At 59.4% G+C, this 20163-nt stretch carries 14 protein-coding genes; 5 read left to right on the top strand and 9 right to left on the bottom strand.

Annotated features, from left to right (window positions below; genetic code table 11):
• Nucleotide 1: 1 nt before the first annotated feature.
• The 7 genes from VGU25_10570 to VGU25_10540 form a co-directional block, all read right to left on the bottom strand.
• Nucleotides 2–1564 (bottom strand): hypothetical protein, encoded by a 1563-nt coding sequence (locus tag VGU25_10570; protein ID HEV2577643.1) that lies wholly within the window; start codon nt 1562–1564, stop codon nt 2–4.
• Nucleotides 1565–1688: 124 nt separating this feature from the next.
• Nucleotides 1689–2327 (bottom strand): response regulator transcription factor, encoded by a 639-nt coding sequence (locus tag VGU25_10565; GenBank protein ID HEV2577642.1) that lies wholly within the window; start codon nt 2325–2327, stop codon nt 1689–1691.
• A complete protein-coding gene (locus tag VGU25_10560; GenBank protein HEV2577641.1) occupies nt 2324–3442 on the bottom strand; it encodes a sensor histidine kinase in 1119 nt (372 codons plus the stop codon). Before VGU25_10560 ends, VGU25_10565 begins: the two co-directional genes overlap by 4 nt.
• Nucleotides 3443–3498: 56 nt before the next feature.
• The gene (locus VGU25_10555; GenBank protein HEV2577640.1) at nt 3499–4314 is read right to left on the bottom strand and encodes an ABC transporter permease; all 816 of its coding nucleotides are present in this window, start codon (nt 4312–4314) and stop codon (nt 3499–3501) included.
• A gap of 40 nt (nt 4315–4354) precedes the next feature.
• A complete protein-coding gene (locus VGU25_10550) occupies nt 4355–5341 on the bottom strand; it encodes an ABC transporter ATP-binding protein (GenBank protein ID HEV2577639.1) in 987 nt (328 codons plus the stop codon).
• A gap of 170 nt (nt 5342–5511) precedes the next feature.
• Nucleotides 5512–7248: a peptide-N4-asparagine amidase gene (locus VGU25_10545; GenBank protein ID HEV2577638.1), complete on the bottom strand. Its 1737-nt coding sequence runs from the start codon at nt 7246–7248 to the stop codon at nt 5512–5514.
• A 205-nt stretch (nt 7249–7453) separates the two neighbouring features.
• Nucleotides 7454–8383, bottom strand: coding sequence for a BadF/BadG/BcrA/BcrD ATPase family protein (locus VGU25_10540; GenBank protein ID HEV2577637.1), 930 nt, complete (start codon nt 8381–8383; stop codon nt 7454–7456).
• Nucleotides 8384–8753: 370 nt separating this feature from the next.
• On the opposite strand from VGU25_10540, the gene VGU25_10535 reads away from it, so the two are divergent.
• From VGU25_10535 to VGU25_10520, 4 genes are all read left to right on the top strand, one after another.
• Complete coding sequence (locus tag VGU25_10535; protein HEV2577636.1) at nt 8754–12209, top strand: carboxypeptidase-like regulatory domain-containing protein; 3456 nt, start codon at nt 8754–8756, stop codon at nt 12207–12209.
• A 32-nt stretch (nt 12210–12241) separates the two neighbouring features.
• Entirely contained in the window at nt 12242–13006 is a 765-nt protein-coding gene (locus tag VGU25_10530; GenBank protein ID HEV2577635.1) for a copper homeostasis protein CutC, read from the top strand.
• A 55-nt stretch (nt 13007–13061) separates the two neighbouring features.
• Nucleotides 13062–13850, top strand: coding sequence for a DeoR/GlpR family DNA-binding transcription regulator (locus tag VGU25_10525; protein HEV2577634.1), 789 nt, complete (start codon nt 13062–13064; stop codon nt 13848–13850).
• Between the two features lie 129 nt (nt 13851–13979).
• Nucleotides 13980–15329 (top strand): alpha-L-fucosidase, encoded by a 1350-nt coding sequence (locus VGU25_10520; GenBank protein ID HEV2577633.1) that lies wholly within the window; start codon nt 13980–13982, stop codon nt 15327–15329.
• A 76-nt stretch (nt 15330–15405) separates the two neighbouring features.
• On the opposite strand, the gene VGU25_10515 is transcribed toward VGU25_10520, so the two are convergent.
• Nucleotides 15406–18132 carry a TonB-dependent receptor gene (locus VGU25_10515; protein HEV2577632.1) on the bottom strand — a complete coding sequence of 909 codons (2727 nt, stop codon included), beginning with the start codon at nt 18130–18132 and terminating at the stop codon, nt 15406–15408.
• A gap of 203 nt (nt 18133–18335) precedes the next feature.
• Nucleotides 18336–19310, bottom strand: coding sequence for a hypothetical protein (locus VGU25_10510; protein ID HEV2577631.1), 975 nt, complete (start codon nt 19308–19310; stop codon nt 18336–18338).
• Nucleotides 19311–19537: 227 nt separating this feature from the next.
• Here VGU25_10510 and VGU25_10505 point away from each other — a divergent pair, with 227 nt between their 5' ends.
• Nucleotides 19538–20113, top strand: a complete 576-nt coding sequence (locus VGU25_10505; protein HEV2577630.1) for a sigma-70 family RNA polymerase sigma factor — start codon at nt 19538–19540, stop codon at nt 20111–20113.
• The last annotated feature ends 50 nt before the right edge of the window (nt 20114–20163 follow it).

The following is a 20163-nucleotide window of genomic DNA, read 5'->3' as shown; positions in this document are numbered from 1 at the left end:
ACTACTGGGTTGGCACCAACTGCAGTGAGTGGGACGAATAGTTAGTCAGATACAGCGTCGCATCATCCGATCCCACGTTAACCTCGCGCGGAAACAGCCCTGCAGGCACGGTTGTCACTACGGCTGCACCTGCGGGATAAGCGACGGAAAGAATCGCGAGATTCGCATCGGCCCCCGTTCCGAACCTATCCGAGTTTGCCACAGCAAGAAACTGACCGTGATGGAACAGAGTGACGCCGACGGGCGCCGCACCCTGCGTGTCGGCGTATCCGAGCAGCGCATTCGCGGCATTGATCTCCAGCATTCCGGTGCTGAATGCCAGGACGCGGTTGTCTCCCCGCGCGGCAACCCACAGGGTCGAATTGTCCGATGTCTCCGCCATCCTTACGGGGCTGCATCCGGCGTCTACAGTGGTGATGATCGCGGCTGTCGTGGTTGAGCTCTCCGCCTTGGAGACATCGATCACAGTCAGGAGTCCGTTCACCTGGGGAAAACTTCCGACGCCCTGCAGACAGCCGGTGCGGGCGAGCACGGAGTTTGAGCCCCCGACCGCCGAGCTGTTCTTCGAGACCTCGCTCGTGACGTAGAGGCGCGTGCCATCCGGGCTCAGCAGCATTCCTGCGATCGCATTGCCGCCGGTTGTGATCTGGCCAAGCAGCGTGCCGCCGTTCACGTTTCCGCTTGCGTCATAGGTCAGCGAAACGACGCCGACATTACCTTCCGTGGTCGCTCCTGAGGCGACGCCATATTCGTTGGAGACAAATGCGAACTTTCCATCCGGCGTAACTGCCACCGCCTGCGATCCCTCGTCGGCTGAGACGGAGCCTTGGCTGACAACAAATGGCGTGGCCGAACAGGTGGCGGCTGCAGTGACGTTGTAGAACACGGCCCCGGGCGTTTCGATGCCGCCGGCGAGGTCCACGCCGTTGGGCAGAAGCTCCAATTCGGCCCACTCCCCGCCTTGAGATTCGAGCGTGGAGGTGAGAGGCATCACGCATTGCGACGTGAGGACGCCTGCGACGGCAGTGAAGACCTCAAGCCCATTTGCCTCGCCGACAAATACCGTTCCATTCTTTGTCGGCAATGCCTGGAACGGCACTCTTGCCGTGGGCAGCACGAGCGAAGACCCGATGGTTGGTTGCGAAGGTGGTGTCCCGGCGGAGACGGACACACTGGCGGTTCCTGTTGCGCTGGTATAGGTCCCGTCACTGAGTGAGCCGGGTGTATAACCGGCGGTGAGGGTGTCGTTTCCTGTCACGAGCAAACCTGCAAGAATCGTGGTCGACGCGCTTCCGCCGGTGAGCGTTGCGGAGGCCGACGCATAACTTCCGCTTGACACGACTACGGTTCCAGAGGGAGTCGAGCCCATGTTTCCGGCAACGCTCACATTTACAGTCAAGGTCTGCGCGGTGGTTATACTCGCTGCCGCCGGCGTGACGGTGATCGTCGGGACGGCGAGCGAACCTCCACCGCCGCCGCCGGTCGACCCCGGCGTGCTCGAGCCGCCGCATCCCACTGCAGCACAGGCCGCAAAACAAAGCGACGCGCGCAGAACCCACTTCATAACCGACGCACTTTTCACAGATGCCAACGTAGTTTGAGTCGGGATACGGCGCAAGTGAATTTTCACGCAATGCGCCATCGTGGAGTTGACGCGTGGGAACTGTCGAGGAGTGCCTGGGCTGGATCTAGAGCCAGCCTCGCGAGTGAGCGATGCGGGCGGCGTCTGTTCGGTTTGTCGCTCCGAGTTTGGAGATAATTTCGGAGAGGTAGTTTCGCAAGGTTCCTTCGCTGAGGTGCAGTTCGTGCGCGATTTCAGTGGACGAGTGCCCGGTGTTTACAAGCTTCAGAATCTGGCGCTCGCGTTCAGAGAGTGGGTCCGGATCTGCGTTCCATGCTTCGGCGGCGAGCGAAGGATCGATGGATTGCAGGCCGGAGTGAACGCGACGAATTGCTTCAGCGAGCTCAGAGGCGGGGCGATCTTTGAGCAGGTAGCCCCGCACGCCGGCTTCGAGCGCGCGGCGCAGATATCCGGAGCGGGCGAATGTCGTGAGAATGATGACCCGGGCTTTGGAATCGGAATCGCGAAGCGCCGTTGCAAACTCGAGGCCAGTCATTTCAGGCATTTCTATGTCGGTCACGACAATGTCCGGAGAGTGCTCCCGTGTAAGGCGCAGGGCTTCGCGGCCGTTTGTTGCCTGAGCAACTACCGTGATCCCGGCTTCGAGCTCAAGCAGTGCTGCCAGGGCTCCGCGAAGCATGGTCTGATCTTCCGCGAGAAGAACCCGGATGGACTTGGCGACCGGTGAAGACTTCTGCGCATTCATGCGTTGGCGGGGCTGGACTTTGCCGGCAGGTGGAGTTCGAGGCGCGTGCCCCGATCGTGTTGTAACGCGAAGTGGCCGCCGAGGGCTTCGATGCGCTCGCGCATGCCGCGGAGACCGTTGCCTTCGCGGATCGCGGCAGCCTCGCCATCATCTTCGATGATGAGCCGGCGAACGCCGTCGTGCGTTGCAAAACGCAGATGGCAGGTGCGTGCGTGAGCGTGGCGGACGATGTTCGTGACGGCTTCGCGGAGCGCGAGAGCGAGCACGGTCTCTTCTGGGGCGCTGAGGCGAATGGAGCGGATCTCGCCGCCGTCAGCGTGAAGCATGACGCCGGCGGCCGCAAGGGTGCGGCGCGCGGACTCGATCTCGGCGACGAGACCTCGCGAACGGTAACCTCCGATGGCCTCACGGACTTCAGCAAGTGCGATGCGGGCTGTGCTTTCTACCTCTGCCATCTCGTTGCGGGCACGAAGAGCGGCGTCGGCGGTGTTCTGCTCGAGCAAACGGCGGGCCAGCTCGGATTTGAGAACGATGACCGAGAGGGTGTGCCCGAGAACGTCATGCAGATCGCGTGCGATGCGTTCACGTTCAGCGACCGTCGCGAGTGCTTCGATCTCCTCGTGGGCCAGTCGGAGTTTGGCGTCGGATTGCCGGCGCTGCGCGAAGAAGATGTTGCCGCCTCCGATGATCAGCAGAAGAAAGCTGCAGAACGCGACGGTGATCCATGAAACATGCAGCCCGGGTGTGTGCAACCATTGTGCCTCGGCGCACAGGACCAGAATCTCGACCGCAAACCCGATCAGCACCCGGCGAACGGAAAAAAGTGCGAAGGGAAGAAATGCCGCCGCATAGATGAAGAATGTGGTGCCACCGCTGTTCCACGGAATAGTGATCGCCCCGAGTGCGGTGATGGCGATGATCAGCCATAGTTGGTATCCCTTATCGCAACTGGCAAAGTACCAGAGATAAAGAGGGAGGAAGACCGCAAGGACTGCCAGCGTTTCGAGCCAAAGATGCGGGCGAGGGTCGAAGATGGGATCAATAAACAGAAAACCGACGTAGGCGATCCAGACAAGAGCTGAACCGCGAACCGTCTTGCTGCCGACTGCATGCATCGCCCTACCTCGAGTCTGAGTTTATTCCCAGGAACAATCTGACGAAGCCCGCAGTGTCATGAATTTTGTTCCTGCCGACTGAACGCGATCCAGGCGATTCCAAGCATAAGCAGCGTAAAGCCGACCAGGCTGAAGACGTGGCCCATAATGGAACCCTCCGGCGTGGCGCCGAAGCAGGCATACATCAGTTGCGCGAGGTGGAAGGTGGGCAGCGACGGAGCGACGCGTTGAACAACATGGGGAAGCGTGCTGATCGGAATCCAGAGGCCGCCGAAAAAGCTCATCGGCAGATAGATGAGGTTGGCGATGCCGCCCGCGGCGTTGGGCGGAACAAGAAAAGCCATCGCGAGGCCGATCGCGCAGAAGGGCACAGCCCCAAAGGCTGCGAGCGCGAGCATGCGAGCAAACTCCGCAGCGGAGAGATGGACGTGCCCGAAGGCAATGCCGAGAGCGCTGAGCAGGCAGACAATGATGATGCTGAACACGGTGGCCATTGCGCATTTCGAGACAACGTAGGCGAGCGGAGGCATGGGGCTGGCCCGCTTGAGTTCCAGCCATCCTGCATGGATGTCTAGCGCTACGCCAACTCCGACGCCGAAGATCGCCGCGCCCAATGACCCGAACACTGCATAGCCGCCGAGCATGTATTTCGCGACGATAACCCCATCGAGACTCTGACCGCGATTCAGCAGAATCCCGAAGAGGCAATAGAACATGAGCGGGAAGCCTATCGCCGAAAGAGAGAACGCGCGAGTGCGAAGCGCGCGAACAAGCTCGTAGCGGATTTCAGTAAGCAGTATGCGCGAAGTGCGGCCAACGCCGTTTGTTGATGTCGCATCGGCAGACGAAATGGCGAGTGAGGCGGTGAGCATGGCAGTCTCCTTGGATCCGTAAAGAAGCGAAGTGCTTGCGTCAGTTCAGTGATGTGAGCGCCAGGAATGCGTCTTCGAGTGCGGGACTCTGCACATCGAGCGAATGCAGCTGTGCGTCCAGCGCGAGCATCTCGCGCAGCGTGGCTTCAGGCACCGAACTGGTGATGACAGTGCTTTCTGCAATGGTCTCGACGTGCGAGACGCCGGGGATGCGAAGCAGATTTTCAGGCGTGAGCGTTGTGACACAGCGAATGATGCGGACAGTGGCTGCCGGCGTGGGCCTCTGCACAGCGCCGGTGGTTTCGGGTTCGGAGGCGAGCACCCTGGACGCGCCCATGGCTTTGACTTCAGCGGGTGTGCCTTCGCAGACGAGCCGACCCCTGGCGATGACGGCAATTCGGTTTGAAAGTGCGTCGGCCTCTTCGAGGTAGTGGGTTGTGAGCAGGATGGTCTTGCCGCGCTGGGCGAGTTCACGAATCTGCGCCCACATCAATCGACGCGCTTCAATGTCGAGACCAACGGTGGGCTCGTCGAGGAAGATGAGGTCTGGGTCGCCGGCTAGCGCGAGGGCAAACAGCACACGCTGCTTCTGGCCACCAGAGAGTTGGCCGAAGAGACGATTCTCAATGCCCTCCAGGCCGGCGGCGCGGATGAGGTCGGTGCGCGACATGGGCTGCGAATAGTACCCGCGGAAGATCTCGATGTGCTCGCGCACCTTCAGGTTTTCAGGGGCTCGGCCGACCTGCAACATGACCCCGGTGCGAAGGCGATTCGCAGCAAGGCGAGGGTCACGGCCGAAAATAGTCACTTGACCGCTGGTCGGCGCACTCAGACCCATCAGCAAACGAACGGCCGTCGATTTGCCGGCTCCATTGGGCCCGAGGAGAGCGAGGATTTCTCCGGCGCGCAATGAGAGCGACAGGTTATCGAGTGCGAGCACACCGTTGTGGTATCGCTTGGTTACGGCATCGAGCGAAGCTACGAGATTGCTCGTCTGGGATGCTGCTGGCGAAAGCATGGGAATCATGTCTGCCTCCTGTCTGTAGAAGCAGTGTGCGTCCGCGAAGATGAAGATAGAAGTGAGTCGCGTCAGCGAAATGGCGTGACATTTGTCATCGGGCCGACTGCGGCGATGCATCGCAAAAAAACGGCAGGCGCACGAAGCACGCCTGCCACTCTGATCAACGCACTGCGGTGTTACCAGATGTTTGCCGGACAGCCCTTTCCGTCGGTAACGCTGGTCAGCACGTTATTGGCTGAGGTGAGCTGCCGGCTGTAGCAGTCGCCCCTGGAGTCGGTGAAGATGTAGCTCGCCGAACTCTGCGCTCCGGTGTGGCCGGTGATTGCCGTGAAGCTGGAGTTGATGAAGGACGTGTCGCTAGACTTCACCTCCTCCTGGGTGCTGCTGGAGCCGGTCGGGAAGCCGTTCAACGATGTTTGATCCTGCACCTTGTAGGCTTGATCGACGCTCACGACCTGCGAGTAAGTTCCATCGGAGTTGGCGAACAAATCGTAGTTGACCGTGAGCGGGAAGGAGACGTTCAGGTCTGTCTCTTTGCGAAGAATGCCGTCCTGCTCCGTCGTCTTCTGGCTGACCGTGCTGGTCTGCACACCATCCTGCAATTCCGGGATGCCGGCGGCCGCAACATCGAACGTCTGTGTGCTGTTGAAGTGAACGTTCTCGTTGACGGTGGTTTCAACGCGACCGAGCGAGGTGTTCACGTAGCCGCGCAGCGTGAAGTTGCGGACGGAGTCCACCGCAACAGTGCCGACGGTATCGCCGGATCCATTCGTCGAAAGGTTCTCCGAGATCACCGGCGTGGGCGCCGGGCTCAAGGTGTTCTCCAGGAGCGCGCCACTCGTCTCTGCCCGGAACGGATCCGTGTAAAGCAGCAGATTGGAGGTCTCCCAGAAGTAGTTGTTGTCGTTGTACACGCTGATCGCGATCGTATGCGGGTTTCCATCGCTCAACACGCCGGCGAACGGCGTCAGGTCCACCCGATACGGCTTGAAGTTCAGCGTCTGCACCCCGGTAATCGGTTCCCACAGGTACGGGTCGATGCCGCCGGTGAAGATCCACGGGTAGACTGGCGCGACACCTGCCGCCTTGCCGTCGATTGTTATCTCGGTTTCGCGAAACGCCGTGTTGCCGCAGCTTTCGAGCGGCCCAGCCACATTGTTCGGCACGCACTGATACCAGAACTCGTCGCCGCCCTGGCTCTGCGAGATGACGTCCAGGTACGCCTTGATCGTATTGCGGGGCGCGGTGAACGTCGCAGTCACCTTGTCGGTTGCCGTATTCAGCGCAACGGCATTGTTCGCTCCGCTCACCGGCACCACAACCTGCGGAACAACTGCCGGCGGATTGAGGAAGTTCGCGGGATAGAAGTACAGCTTCGCCGTCGCGTAGATGATTCCCGTGTACGTCGAGTTCACGATGTTGTAGATAACGGCCTGGCCGCTCTCTGGGCTCTTGAAAACCGGCGTGAGGTCAGTTACGTCGCGCTCGATATGCCATGACGGGCTTAGCGTGGCTCGGGGCTCTGCCGTGGTGCCGTAGTAGATATTCGCGTTGCCCAGGTACAGGGCCGCTGTGCGGTCGTACTGCCGGCCGGCGGTCACCGTGAAGTCCATTGTGAGGACGACCTTCGCCCACGGGCCCGGGCACGATGCCGGCGGAGCATAGCTCATCGCGTGCGCGCTGTAATCGCCGAACTCCTCATTGCTGAACAGCGTCACGACGCAGGGCTGTGTCGACGGCCGCGAGACGGGCGGCTCCGCCGTTGCAGGATTCGAAGAGCCGACTACGGGAGTGGCCGGAACGATGACGACCTGACCCTGAGTGTTTGGAACCATCATGAAGCCGAGCAGCCCGACTCCCAGGGCTGCACTCAACCGGCGCGAAACGCGCAAAGCGGCGGGGGAAACATTCATGGAGAACCTCCTAAGGCGACGACGGTCAAGATACCCATGGAATGGTCGATTTGTCCAGAAAACTGATTCAAGTAATCAAAAAAACCCAACGAATAGCCGAATTTGATGGATTGCGACAAATTGTGACCATTTTGCTCAAAATGTGCGGTCAAGCATTTGGAGAGGTTTGTTGAGTGCAAACTGTATGGCTCGCGAGTTCAAGAAATTATTCACCGCGAGTCCTCCCGCCGGCGTGCCGCGCTCGGAACAAGGCTCCTTCAATCGGTGCAGACGGTGTCGTCTGAATTTCAGCAGTAGGAAACTGCGTTCTCAACGAAGCGATCACTACATCGCGAAGTACGGTCACGTGCAAAAGTACGCTGCCTGCAAACGCAAACCGTGGCGGAATCGATTCGCCCTCGATCCGCTCCAGCTTGCGATGGGCGAGCAGCGCCAGGTCTGCCAGCTCTTGTCCTTCCTGCACAAGCAAATCGGTCGCAACGGCATCGCCTGCCTGCGCGCTGTCCTGAACGAGCGGCGTCAAAGCCGCGAACTCCGTGAGGTCGCAAGTGTTCGCATAAGCTACCAGATCGTCAACATCCTTCAACCCCCAGTGCGCGAGCACTCCCGGCAGCAGCGAGGTATCGCGTTCTTCGTCTATCGCGCGAAAGATCTCACGCAGCGCCCGTTGCCCGATGCGATGGCCCGAACCCTGGTCGGCCAGCATCGGCCCGTGGCCTCCAGCACCTGTCATGGATCCGTTCGGTGCACGGCCTCTCACGTTCGATCCGGTCCCCGCAAGAATCAGGACGCCGTACGAATCTGGAAAGGCTGCATCCAGCGCAATCTCCACGTCGCCGAGAAGCAACAGCCGGCCGCCAACACTAGCCCCCAGCTCCTGCCTCAGCCAATCCGTGACCAGGGGCACGGTCTCCCCCGCGGTTCCGATGCATGTGACCTCGACATCTGAAAGCGATCGGCCCGACTGTGATTCGAGCTCCGCGAGAGCCCTCATCAGGTTTTCATTAGCGACCTCGGCAGACACACGCATTCGCTTGATGCTTCCGCTTCGCACTGTCGCCAGCACACGCGTCTCGTCGGCGAGCATGTAATCCGCCTTTGTGCCTCCGGCATCGATTGCGAGAAACAAACTCACTCTCAAATCTCCTCAGCTGTTGGATCTGGCTGTTGAACTGGCCGTCGTTTTTGCGGCGCAACGCCCGCCAAGCCCACCCCGCGAGCTCCGCAATGAGCTTAGCCGCCCAGCCATCGCCATTCTCAACGCCAAATCGGGAGTCGGGCCAAAAATGGCTGCTTCGCTCAAAATATAGGCTGAGAACGACACAAATATGCTCTTTTTGTTCATTTTGCCTTGACATCTGCTCACAACGAAACATAGGCTTCGTCTCAATCGGCCATGGCTGCCCCGGCGGCGATGTACACGCGGCAACGCCCTTCCACGCCACAGGGCTGCATCCGGCCGATCGGTGCATGGGGCTGATGTTGCGCTTTTTGGAGAGAATCCGGTGATCAAAAGACTTCGCATGCAAATGTTCGTTGGGCTTATCGCTTGCACGTTCTGCGCACTCCGCGCAAACGCGCAAACCGTGACCGGCGGCGTCACTGGAACCGTCACCGATCCGAGCGGCGCAGCTGTTCGAGGCGCGGGCGTCACTGCCCACGATCTGGACACTAACGTGTCCACGCCGACGACCACGAACGCCGACGGTGTTTTTCACATTGAGCATCTGCCGATCGGCAGGTACGAAGTCATTGTGAATGCGAACGGGTTCAGTAGGGAGACGCTGCCATCGTTCAGCCTTGAAGCCCTGCAAACGGTGACTTTCAACGCGAAGCTAGCGGTTGAAGGATCGACCACTTCCGTTGAGGTCTCCTCCGCCGCACCGATTTTGGACACGCAGGATTACACCATCAGCAGCACGTTTACAGCGAACACCATCGCGAACTTCCCGCTGAATGGTTTGGACTTCAGCGCGCTCACACTCTATACGCCGGGTGCGGTCAGCACCTATGGCAACACTGCCACGAACGTCATCGAGCGCGACACCTATTACAGCGACTCGGTAAACGTGAACGGCAACCGCGCACAGGCGAATAACTACACGCTCGAAGGCATCGACATGAACGAGACCTTCAACAACGAGATCGCCTACAGCCCGGCGCCGGCTGCACTCGATGAAATTCAGGTCGTTACAGCGAACTCACCGGCCGACCTGGGCAATGTGAACGGCGCGGGAGTGGTGAGCGTGCTCCGGAGTGGCACCAATCACCTCCATGGATCCCTTTATGGTTACCTGCAGGATTATCGTCTGAATGCGAATTCCTGGCAGAACAAGAACCAATCACCTGTGGTCCCGAAGAACCCGTTTTCGCAGGATCAGTTCGGCGCCACTCTTGGCGGTCCGATTGTGCGGAACAAGCTCTTTTTCTTCGTCGACTACCTGGGCTCGCGGTATCACGTCGGCGGTATCGGCTACGAGAGCGTGCTTACAGCAGCGATGAGAAACGGCGATTTCTCTGCGTTGCTTCCCCAGGGTTGTGACAGCGCCGGATATACGGTGATCTCCGGCGTGGCTACCTGCAACTCGACCGGCTCGCCCGACAGCTATCAGCTGTACGACACCCTGAACAACAACAAGCCGTTTGTTGGCAACGTCGGTATTCCGATCACCAACCCCGTGGCGAAGTTCCTCTTCGCCAATTCCTCCTTGTATCCGCTGCCAAACGCGACGCCGACGGATGGCATTGTGAACGACAACTACCAGGGAAGCCAGCGTAGCTACAAAGCCAACAACCAGGGCGACATCAAGCTCGAATACGACAAGAGCGATAAGGACAAGCTGACCGGTTTCTATTCCATGTCCACGGCCTATGACGGGACCAGCCCTCTTCTGGCCATCAGCTTTTCCGGGCCGAACCTCTATCCCACGAAACTGGGCGGCCTGACCTGGGTGCATACCTTCTCGCCTGCGTTTGTGAACTCGCTGCGAGTCGGCTTCACACGTGTGGTGTGGGCGCAAAACTTCTCCGTAGATTCGACCGGGCAGTTCGGCCTGGGCGGCGATGCAAAGGTCGGCATCAGCTTCCCTAACCAGAGCGTCCCGGGTTACACCTACCAAAGCATAGGCGGAGGCATCTTCGCGGGTGGCAACCCGGTGTATGGCGGCGGGTTGATCGACAACACCTACCAGTACATGGATTCGGCTAGCTGGCAGCACGGCCGCCACTACTTCAGCTTCGGCATCTCGGCGCTTCGCTATCAGAACAACTATCCGACGGCCAACAACAACGGTTATCTTGGCAATCTGAACTACAACGGTCAATATACGAGCGACGCGGCGATCGGCAGCGGCGGGTACGGAGGGGCAGACTTTCTGCTTGGCCGTATCACCTCGGCAGCGGCTACCCTGGCAAGCGTAAACGTCGGGCAACGGCAGTGGCGCACGGGCTTCTATGCAACCGACGACTTTAAAGTCACCCCAAGCCTGACCGTCCACTATGGCTTCCGGTACGAACTTGATGAGCCTTGGATCGAGGAAAACAACAAGACCGGCAACGTGAATCTCACCACTGGGCAGATCATCTATGCCAGCCGCATCCCCGCTGGTGCGCCGCCGAATTCGGGACTGTGCTCGAACCGCGGCTGTTATGACTGGAGTTTCCACCAGTTCATGCCGCGCGTTGGCTTTGCATGGCAGGTCGATCCGCGTTTCGTCGTCCGCGGCGGCTACAGCGGTTCCAGCTTCTTTGAAGGCAACTCCAGCAATCAGCGGCTGACATCGATCACGCCGTTTATCCAGGCGATTCAAACGCCAAGCCTGTCGGTAGCTGCCGGCAATGTTCCTACGCCCTACACCACGCAGAGTGCGTTCGATGTCTCAGCGCAGCCCGGCGGAACCTACAACACCTATCCCCAGAACATGCAGCCCGCGTACGTGCAGAATTACAACTTCACGCTCGAATATGCGTTAACCCATCTGATGAGCCTGCAGGTCGGATATGTAGGCGAGACTGGGCAGCACATTGAAGACTACGGCAATGTAAACCAGTGGAAGATCCCGGGTGATCCTACCTCGGCGCCCTTCTACAACAGTCCGTACATCGGCTGCAATTCACCGCAGGCCACGCAGGTCTGTTCGAATGGCCTGCTCATCACTGAATCCCGCGCGATGATGAATTACAACGGTCTTCAGACTGTGCTGCGGCAGCGCTTGTCAGACACTGGCCTTGAGTACACGGTGAACTATACCTATTCGAAGTCGATGACGAATGCCGTGGGCAATTACGGGCTGAATACCGGCGGTTTCAATGCAGATCCGGGGTTCCAGAACTACTACAACAGCCATGCGGATTATGGCGTAGCCGGATCTGACGTCAAGCACAACCTCAACGGAACGGCGACCTATGCTCTTCCTCTGGGTCACGGACGCAAGTACATGAACAATGCGAACCGGATCGTCGACGAGGTGCTTGGCGGCTGGAAGGCTAGCGCAGGATTTATGTTCTACAGCGGTTTCCCGCAAACAATTGGTGCCGGTAACAGCAACGTGAACAGCTACGGGCAGACCCGGGCTGAACAGTACCGTCCTCTGCACATAGTCAACCGTTCCCGCAACGCCTGGTTCGGTACCGATCCCTCGGCTCAGCCCTGCACCACGGCAGGGGTCGACAACGGCGTTTGCGCCTTCGGTGTCCCTGCACAAAATACCTTCGGCAACTCGGTCAATGGCGTAGTGCGCGGCCCCGGCTTCCGCGATGTGGACCTGTCCGGATTCAAGGACTTCCGTATAGTTCGCGAACAGTTTCTCGGCTTCCGCGTCGATGCCTTCAACGCGTTCAACATCGTCAGCTTCGGCAATCCCGATCTCAGTATGTCGCCGCAGTTCGGGTGGCTCGCACAGGAAAACCAAATCCGTTCTGTTGAGCGTCATTTACAGTTCTCAGCCGACTACCGCTTCTAGGGGCAGCATGATTCGTTCTGAATGGACTGACCATGGCTGTCATTGAAATCGCGGTCGACTCAACCGAATCGGCTCTTGCCGCCGAGCAGGGTGGTGCGCAGCGCATCGAGCTCTGCAGCGCCCTGCGCGAAGGCGGTGTGACCTCCAGTCTCGGGCTCGTACGTACCGTTCGATCTGCCTGCACCATCGCTCTGTTCACAATCATTCGCCCGCGCGGCGGGGACTTTCTCTACACAGCCGACGAGTTCCGCGCCATGCAGGAGGACATCCGCATCATGGGCCAGGAAGGAGTGGACGGTGTCGTCTTCGGTCTTCTCACGCCGGACGGCCACGTCGACAAAGACCGCACGCGTGCCCTCGTTGAACTCGCTCGCCCGATGGAAGTGACCTTTCATCGCGCCCTCGACATGACATCCGATCCCGAGCGCGCTCTTGAAGACGTGATCACTTGTGGCGTTCAGCGAGTACTTACGTCAGGAGGCGCCTCGACGGCGTGGGCAGGCCGCAAACGCCTGCAGGCAATGATTCAGCAGGCGGCGACTCGGACGACGATTGTGGTGGGCGGCGGCGTCCGTCCTGCACAGATTTCGCGCCTGATGGCCAGCACCGGCGCCACCGAATTTCACTCATCCATGCGCCGAATGATGCCAAGCCCCATGCGTTATCAGGCGAAGAAACTGAATCTTGGCGAGCCCGGTGTCGATGAGTTCAGCAGAAACATGGTGCTTGCCGAGGAGGTACGCGAGCTTCTTACTGCAACACGATCGCAGGATACGAAGAATGAAGCTAGCCGGTAACGTGGGCTAGCGCTTCAACCGCACACGATTCAATGAGGATTCGTAGAATACCGCCATGGCTCAGAAGACCGAGAAGCGCGCGAAGGAGATCCTCCACCTTCTTCTCCATCAAGGCAAGACATCCGTTGAACAGCTCGCCGAGCACTTCCGCACGTCATCGACGAGTGTTCGCCGAGACCTTGCACGGCTGGAGGAGCAAGGCCTCGTGCATCGCACACGCGGCGGCGCCATGCTCGCCGGTCAAACATACGAGCCGTTCCGTTTCGATGCAACCTTCACCGAACGTGAGAAGCGGTTTCAGCGAGAGAAACAACTCATTGCGTCCAGGGCCGCCACTTTGATAGCCGACGGCGAAACCATAGGAGTGACCGCCGGCACAACGACCACACAGGTCGCTCGCGCCCTGCGCGGCCGTGAAGCCGTACGCGTTCTTACCAACGCTGTGAACATCGGCCTTGAACTCAGCGCCTCCGAAGGTCCCCAGACCACGCTGACCGGCGGTTGCATGATGTGGCCTGGCGCGTTCTCGCTCACTGGGCCCACAGCGCTCGAAGCCATTGAAGGATTCGTCCTCGACCGCATACTTCTCGGTGTAACCGGCATCGACATAGAGCACGGCGCCACCATGATCGAGCTTGAAGAAGCTGCCGTCTCCCGTGCGATGGTGCGCAAGGCGCGGGAAGTAGTCGTCGTCGCCGACTCCAGCAAGGTCGGTATGACCAGCCGCTCGATCATCTGCGGCATTCAGAAGATCAACGTACTCGTTACCGACAGCGGCATCCCGGAAGGCGCCAAAGCAGAATTCGAGCGTCATGGGGTGCGGGTCCTCATCGCGGATTTATAGGCTTCTCTTCCGCGTTCTCCGCAAGCGATTGTGACGGACTCCATGATGCCCAAGACTGAATCTTTCGACCAGAAACGTCCGCTCGAAAATCGTCGCTGTCGAAGTGCACGGCTCTTCGCGAGTTGCGTCATGCTGACCCTCCTGACCGTCGCGACTCAAGCGGCTCCTGGACAGCAAAATTTCGCGGACGTGAAGCCCGCTCCCCAACAGAGTGCCTGGCAGGATCGCGAGTTTGGCGTCATTCTCCATTTCGGCACCAACACTTTTCTAGATCGCGAGTGGGGCGATGGCACTGCAGACCCCAGGGTCTTCAACCCAACTGAGTTCAACCCGGATCAATGGATGGAAGCCATCAAAGACGCCGGCGCAAGCTACGTGGTCATGGTTGCGAAGCACCATGACGGTTTTGCGCTCTGGCCCACCGACCAGACCACATACAGCGTGAAGGCAAGCCCGTGGCGCGACGGTAAAGGCGATGTCGTCGGTGACGTCGCGAGAGCCGCTCGCCGCGCGGGTCTCGGCTTCGGAATTTATCTTTCGCCATGGGATCGGCACGAGCCTCGTTACAAGAACGCTGCCGCCTACGATGACTATTACTGTGCAGAGATGACCGAGCTGGTCACACGTTACGGCGAACTCGTGGAATGGTGGCTCGATGGCGCCGGCAGCGCTGGCCACCTCTACAACTTCGACAAATACATCGAGACATTACGCACCTACCAGCCCAACACCATCGTCTTCGCCGACACTGGACTATTCGAGTACGGTGACGCGCGCTGGGGAGGCGATGAGTCCGGGAAAATCGACTACGAGAACTGGAATGTCATCGATCGCCACGGACATCTACGTTGGCGGCCTATCGAAGTGGATACCCCGTTGCGCAGGCTGCACTGGTTCTGGCATCCGCACGACGAATCCTCGCTGAAAACCGTTCCAGAACTCATAGAAAGCTACGAAAACTCCGTCGGCCGTGGAGGCCAGTGGATGCTCGGCGTCTCGCCTGACAACCGCGGCCTCCTGCCCGACGCCGATGTGCGACGCCTGCACGAACTCGGCGCCGCCATCCAGGCGAAATATGGCACCCAGGCGAACCTCGCAACACACGCGATTGGCGCGGATGCGAATGCGATGCGGGCCTTCGATAACGATCGTGATACGTTTTGGAGCGCGCCCGAAGGCTCGCACGCAGCCACGGTGGAACTGCGGCTACCCCGGCCCGTCACTGTCGACCGCACGCTCACGATGGAGTGGCTCGTCGAAGGCCAGCAGGTGCAACGCTATCGCATCGAAGCCATGGTTAAGAGCCAATGGAAAACGCTTGCCGAAGCCCAGGCAATAGGGCACAAGAAGATCGACATTTTCCCGCCTGTAACGGCGAGCCGTTTCCGCTTAAACATCCTGACCAGCTCCGGCGTCGCCCGCATTCGCGAGTTTCAGGTGTTTGCCACGCAGACAGTCGCCGGCAAGGATTCCCATTAGTTGTGCACGGCTGATTGCGTTGCGGCATCTTCCCGCAGGTAGCCCTAGTTCCGCCGCGGTCGCAACTCAGTCTCTGTCAGAATTCAAAGCGCATGCCTAACTGGACACGGCGCGGTGGATTTGCGGCGGTGATCTCACCGAATGTGGACGAGGTCTCCACGGTGTCGATCGATGAGCCGTTCTCGTGATTCAGGACGTTGAATGCAGCGGCCGAAAAGCCCAGGTGAGGAGACTCGTCCGTCTTCTTAGGTGTGATCGCGAAGTCATGACCCCAGCGGAGGTCGAGATCAACATAGTCAGGGCCGACCTCGGAATCACGCGCTACACCCTCGGGGCGTTCGTTATAGAGCCCGTCGCCGTAGGGATCCGTGCCAGTAACAGGCGTCCAGGGTGCACCCGAGTTCGCGAAGAGCCCTACTGAGAGATTCAGGATGCTGTCCTGGTTGAACATCCCGTACAAGCCCAGCCGGTTACTGCGATCCCAGCTCGTGTCCGCCCACTCATCGTTGGGATCGTACTGGTTCTGCGGATACCATCCGATGCCCTCGGTGTCAGACCCATAGTGTGACCAGCTATAGCGAGCAAATCCCGAGAAGTAGCGGTTGTATCTGCCGTGATATTGAATGTCCAGGCCGTCGCCATCCATAAATCCGGCGGACTGGATTTGGCGGATGCGCGCATATACAGGATCAGGACGCTCGGTATAGCCGGACTCCGGCGTAGGTGCGTTGATGTCCACCGAACGAAACGCGTGCAGGTCGCGCGTCGAGTAGCCGCTCACGGAGATCTCGCCGCTTTGGCCGACCTTGCGTTCGACGGAAAGACCGTACTGGATCTGATATGGCGTGGTGATGTTCCGCGCAACCTCGACAAGGTTCGGCGGTTGATCGGTCAGCGCGACGCAGTCGGTCACGGGCACGCAGCCTGTGGGCGGTTCGCTCGCCGGATCGAGCGAGACAACAATCGAGCGCCGCAGGGCATGCTGGTAACGCGCGAGATCGGCCAGCGGTCCTGAGCCGAAGCGATCGTAGTAAACGCCACCGCCGCCACGCACAACCGTTTCGGATTTCTGATCAACTACGTATGCAAATGACAGCCTCGGCGAAAACGGTGTGCGGTTGGCAGGAAGAAAGTTCTGCCAGTCATAGCGAAGGCCTGGCGTCACAGAGAAGCGCGAGGTCAACTTGATCTGGTCCTGCACGAAGGCGCCAGCCTCCTGTTGGTGATACACAAACCTCGATACGCCGGTGTTCTGTGTGAAGGTGGAGGGTCGGTTGTTCTGGTAATTGGAGAGCGCGGTCGCCAGCACGTTGCCGTTCGCATCGAGTGTGGGACCAAAGGTATAAGTTCCACCGGAGTTGGTATCGTCCTCGAGCACCCGACGGTTGAAGTTCGGTACGCCAATGCCGAACTTGAGGAGATTCCTACCGCGCGTCCACGTGACCATATCGCTCAAGCGGCCGTTGTATTCGTTGTTGAAGGCGTCGCTCTGTGCCGATCCATTGGTAAAATCGCCGTTCACGTTCACACGCGGACGCTCATACGCATCCTGATTACGCGACCAGTTGCGCTCGAGAACGAACGACCCCTGATTCAGCACTGACGCCGAAAGGATTGAGTCGGCATGCAGGATGACATCGTCCTCGCGATACTCGGCGTTATAGCCGGCATCTCCCAGCGTCTGCGCGCCCACGCCCTGGTTCGCACCGGTCCAGTCCTTATAGGCGTACTGGGCGTACACGGAATGCTTGTCGCCGAACTGGTGGCTGGCTCGCAGGCTGAACTCGGTGTCGCGTGTCGGTGAAGTTACATTTTGGTTGATGATGCCGGTGGGATTGCCGGGAGAGCTTGCGCCGAACGCATGGACAATCGAGTCGACGTCTTCCTCCGCGCGTGTGAACGATGCGAGGAAGCCACTCGCCGACGCGTGCGGGATTGGCCCCGACACAGAGCCTTCGTAGATGCGGCGCTGTTCGAAGGGTTTCGTCGCGGCCAGCGCCTCCGTGGCGTTCATGGCCGAGTCGCGGAAGTAGAAATTCAGCTGGCCATGGTAATGATCAGCGGCGGACTTCGTGATGATCTCCATCTGTCCGCGGCCCGGCCAGTAGTACTGCGCCGAATAGGGATCCTCGTTGATGCGGATCTCCTGCACGGCGGAGGCTGAGACCGGCACGCGACCGGCTTCGACGCCGTCGACCAGAAGGCCGGAGCCGCTCGTGCCGGCAGAGCCTGAGTCAAGGAACGCGCTCATAGCCGTCGCATAGTCGTTGTCAAAGATCGGCAGCGCCTTGATATCGTTGGCGGTCATCACCGAGGTGTCGTTGTTGGCGTCTCCAGCGGTGAGATCGGCGCCAGTGTCCGCGTTCACCTGGACATTCGTCGCTACGCTCGCAAGCGGCAATATGATGTGCAAACCGGGCGTTATAGACGCAGGCGGGCTGATCCTGGCTGTAGGCATCGCCGGCGCCACCATCACCATTTTCCGCACCGCATCAAAGCCCGGCGCCGTGATAACCAGCGTGTACGGTCCGGCCTTTGGAGCCGAAACACGGAAGTCGCCCTCGCCGTCTGAATGAGAGGACACAGCCACAGCGCCGTTTGGGTCGAGCAGGTCGACCTCGGCACCCGGAACGATTGCGCCGGTCGAGTCAGCGACGACGCCGGTGATCGGCGCTATCGGGGACGCAGGAGCTGCGGGCTTGCTGGCCGGCACGGATAGAGCTTGCGCGACGGGAACTGATGCACTGAAAAAAGCAATGGCCGCAACGATTGACAACGTGGCGGCCGACAAAGAGCGGGGCATTCCATCTCCAACTGCTGGCCTCGGGGACAGCACTCGAATTGCTCAGCAGGCGCTCAGCAGAATCGATAATCGGGTTACCGGGTGGACGTAGGGCAAAGGTTCTGTCTACTAGTATCGCCCTGTTGACTGTGATTTTTCCAATCACTCTTTTGTGTCTTCTTTGCGCGCCTATCATTCGCTCCCGGCAGACATGGCCCATAGTCCTATTTGTTTTGGCTGACTTGCGACATGATCGCCGTTGCCGCTTTCTCGACCATTGGTGTGATGACATCCTCTCCATCGGCAGTCGCCTTGGTATCAAACGTGTTGGCTAGAAGCGGCGAGTCGTTGCCCATCGCATTCATGTGGTACTCCAGCACAACATCCGTCTTGGCCTTTACGCTGCTGGAGAGACTGGCAGCCTGCGATGCAGCCGTCGCTGCGGACGTCGCGCCCATGACCTTACCCATACTGCTGGCGAGTCCCACCCCCGGAATTACATTGAGCATCGAGCTGCTCTTAAGAAAGCCCAGGCCTCCGGATGGCTTCTTCTGGCTGAGTGTGCTGTAGACGATGTAGTCGCACTGTTTGGCCCTCGCCTCGGCCGCGATCTGATCAGGCAGGAGAGCCGCTATCGGCGTGGACTCAACCGACGGCCCTGTGAGGTATTGCATGAGCATGACGCGCAGCGGCTCACCGGCCGATGGTCCTTGGGCCTGTCCGAACTGCGCCTTTGGCATCGCGATGCCGATGCGCACGATTCCAGCTTTCTTTTCGCCAGGCGCTGCCGGTGCCGCAGTTGCCGGTGCAACAGCGTTCGCGACGGATAGCGGCGAAGCCTGACCGCGTGTCTGCGCACCATTCATCAATCCGTTTCCGGTGACACCGTGCGCCTGCGTGCTTAGAGACTGGACCATCATCTGCGTCTGCGCAGCGCTAACCATCGAACCCGCCGTCGATGATGACCCGTTCTTGGCCAACAGATATTGCAGCAGAAATTGATTCTGCTGAGCCGTAAGTGCCGGACCACCGTTCTGTTGCGCCGCCAGTGCTTGCATCAGTGCCCGGGCTTGAACGTCGGAAAGCACAGAGCCAGCCTTCGCTGTTGCGCTCTGACCTGACACGCAAACAGAAGAAGCCAGCATCAGGGCAACAAACGACTCGCGAAGAATCCTTGTTTTGAAAAATGTGTGCAGCATGACGAACTCTCCCCTCTGATCACGAAGATCCAGATCGCCGATCGGAGCAACCCTATGTATGGAAACGCGCGGAACGAAGCGAAATTTGGTCAGCTGTTGTCCGATTTTGATAGAGAATGAGACAGCAGTTTCCCCATCGGTGTTGTCACGACTGAATCGGTGCACGAACGGAATTGTTCGTGAGGACAAGCAGCAGTCTCCTTCAGAAAGCAGGAAGGAACGATGCTATGCAGCCAAATCAGGAACATGAGATAACCCGGCTTCTGGTGGCGTGGAGTCACGGCGAGGAATCAGCGCTCGAGGCGCTCACGCCGATCGTCTATGAGGAGCTGCGTCAGTTGGCGCGGCGCTACATGCGGCAGGAACGTCCGGGACATACCCTGCAGAGCACGGCCATTGTGCATGAGGCATTTCTCCGGCTGGTAAATCAAAACGTGGCGTGGAACGACCGGACTCATTTCTTTTCCATTGCAGCCAAGATGATGAGGCGCATCCTCGTCGACCATGCGCGTTCTCGTTCGACTTCAAAGCGGGGTGCGGGAATGATTCGTGTCTCGGTGGATGAGCATAACGTGGCCTCGCCGCAGCAGGATGTCGACCTCGTAGCGCTCGATGAAGCGCTCGACCATCTCGCCAGCATTGATCCGCAGCGAAGCCGCATCGTCGAGCTCCGATATTTCGGCGGTCTCTCCAACGAAGAAAGCGCACAGATTCTCGGCATCTCCCCGGCCACCGTTCAGCGCCAGTGGACCGGTGCACGGGCTTGGCTTTATCACGAGCTGACAAACCGGCCCATTGCGTGAATTGCGATGTCTACTCCAGCGTGGATTCGAGTGAGCGAACTTGTCGATGC

This window comes from Acidobacteriaceae bacterium (assembly GCA_035944135.1).
GTDB lineage: Bacteria > Acidobacteriota > Terriglobia > Terriglobales > Acidobacteriaceae > Granulicella.
The sequence above is the reverse complement of the archived record's forward strand: the minus strand, read 5'-3'. Positions and strand labels throughout refer to the sequence as shown.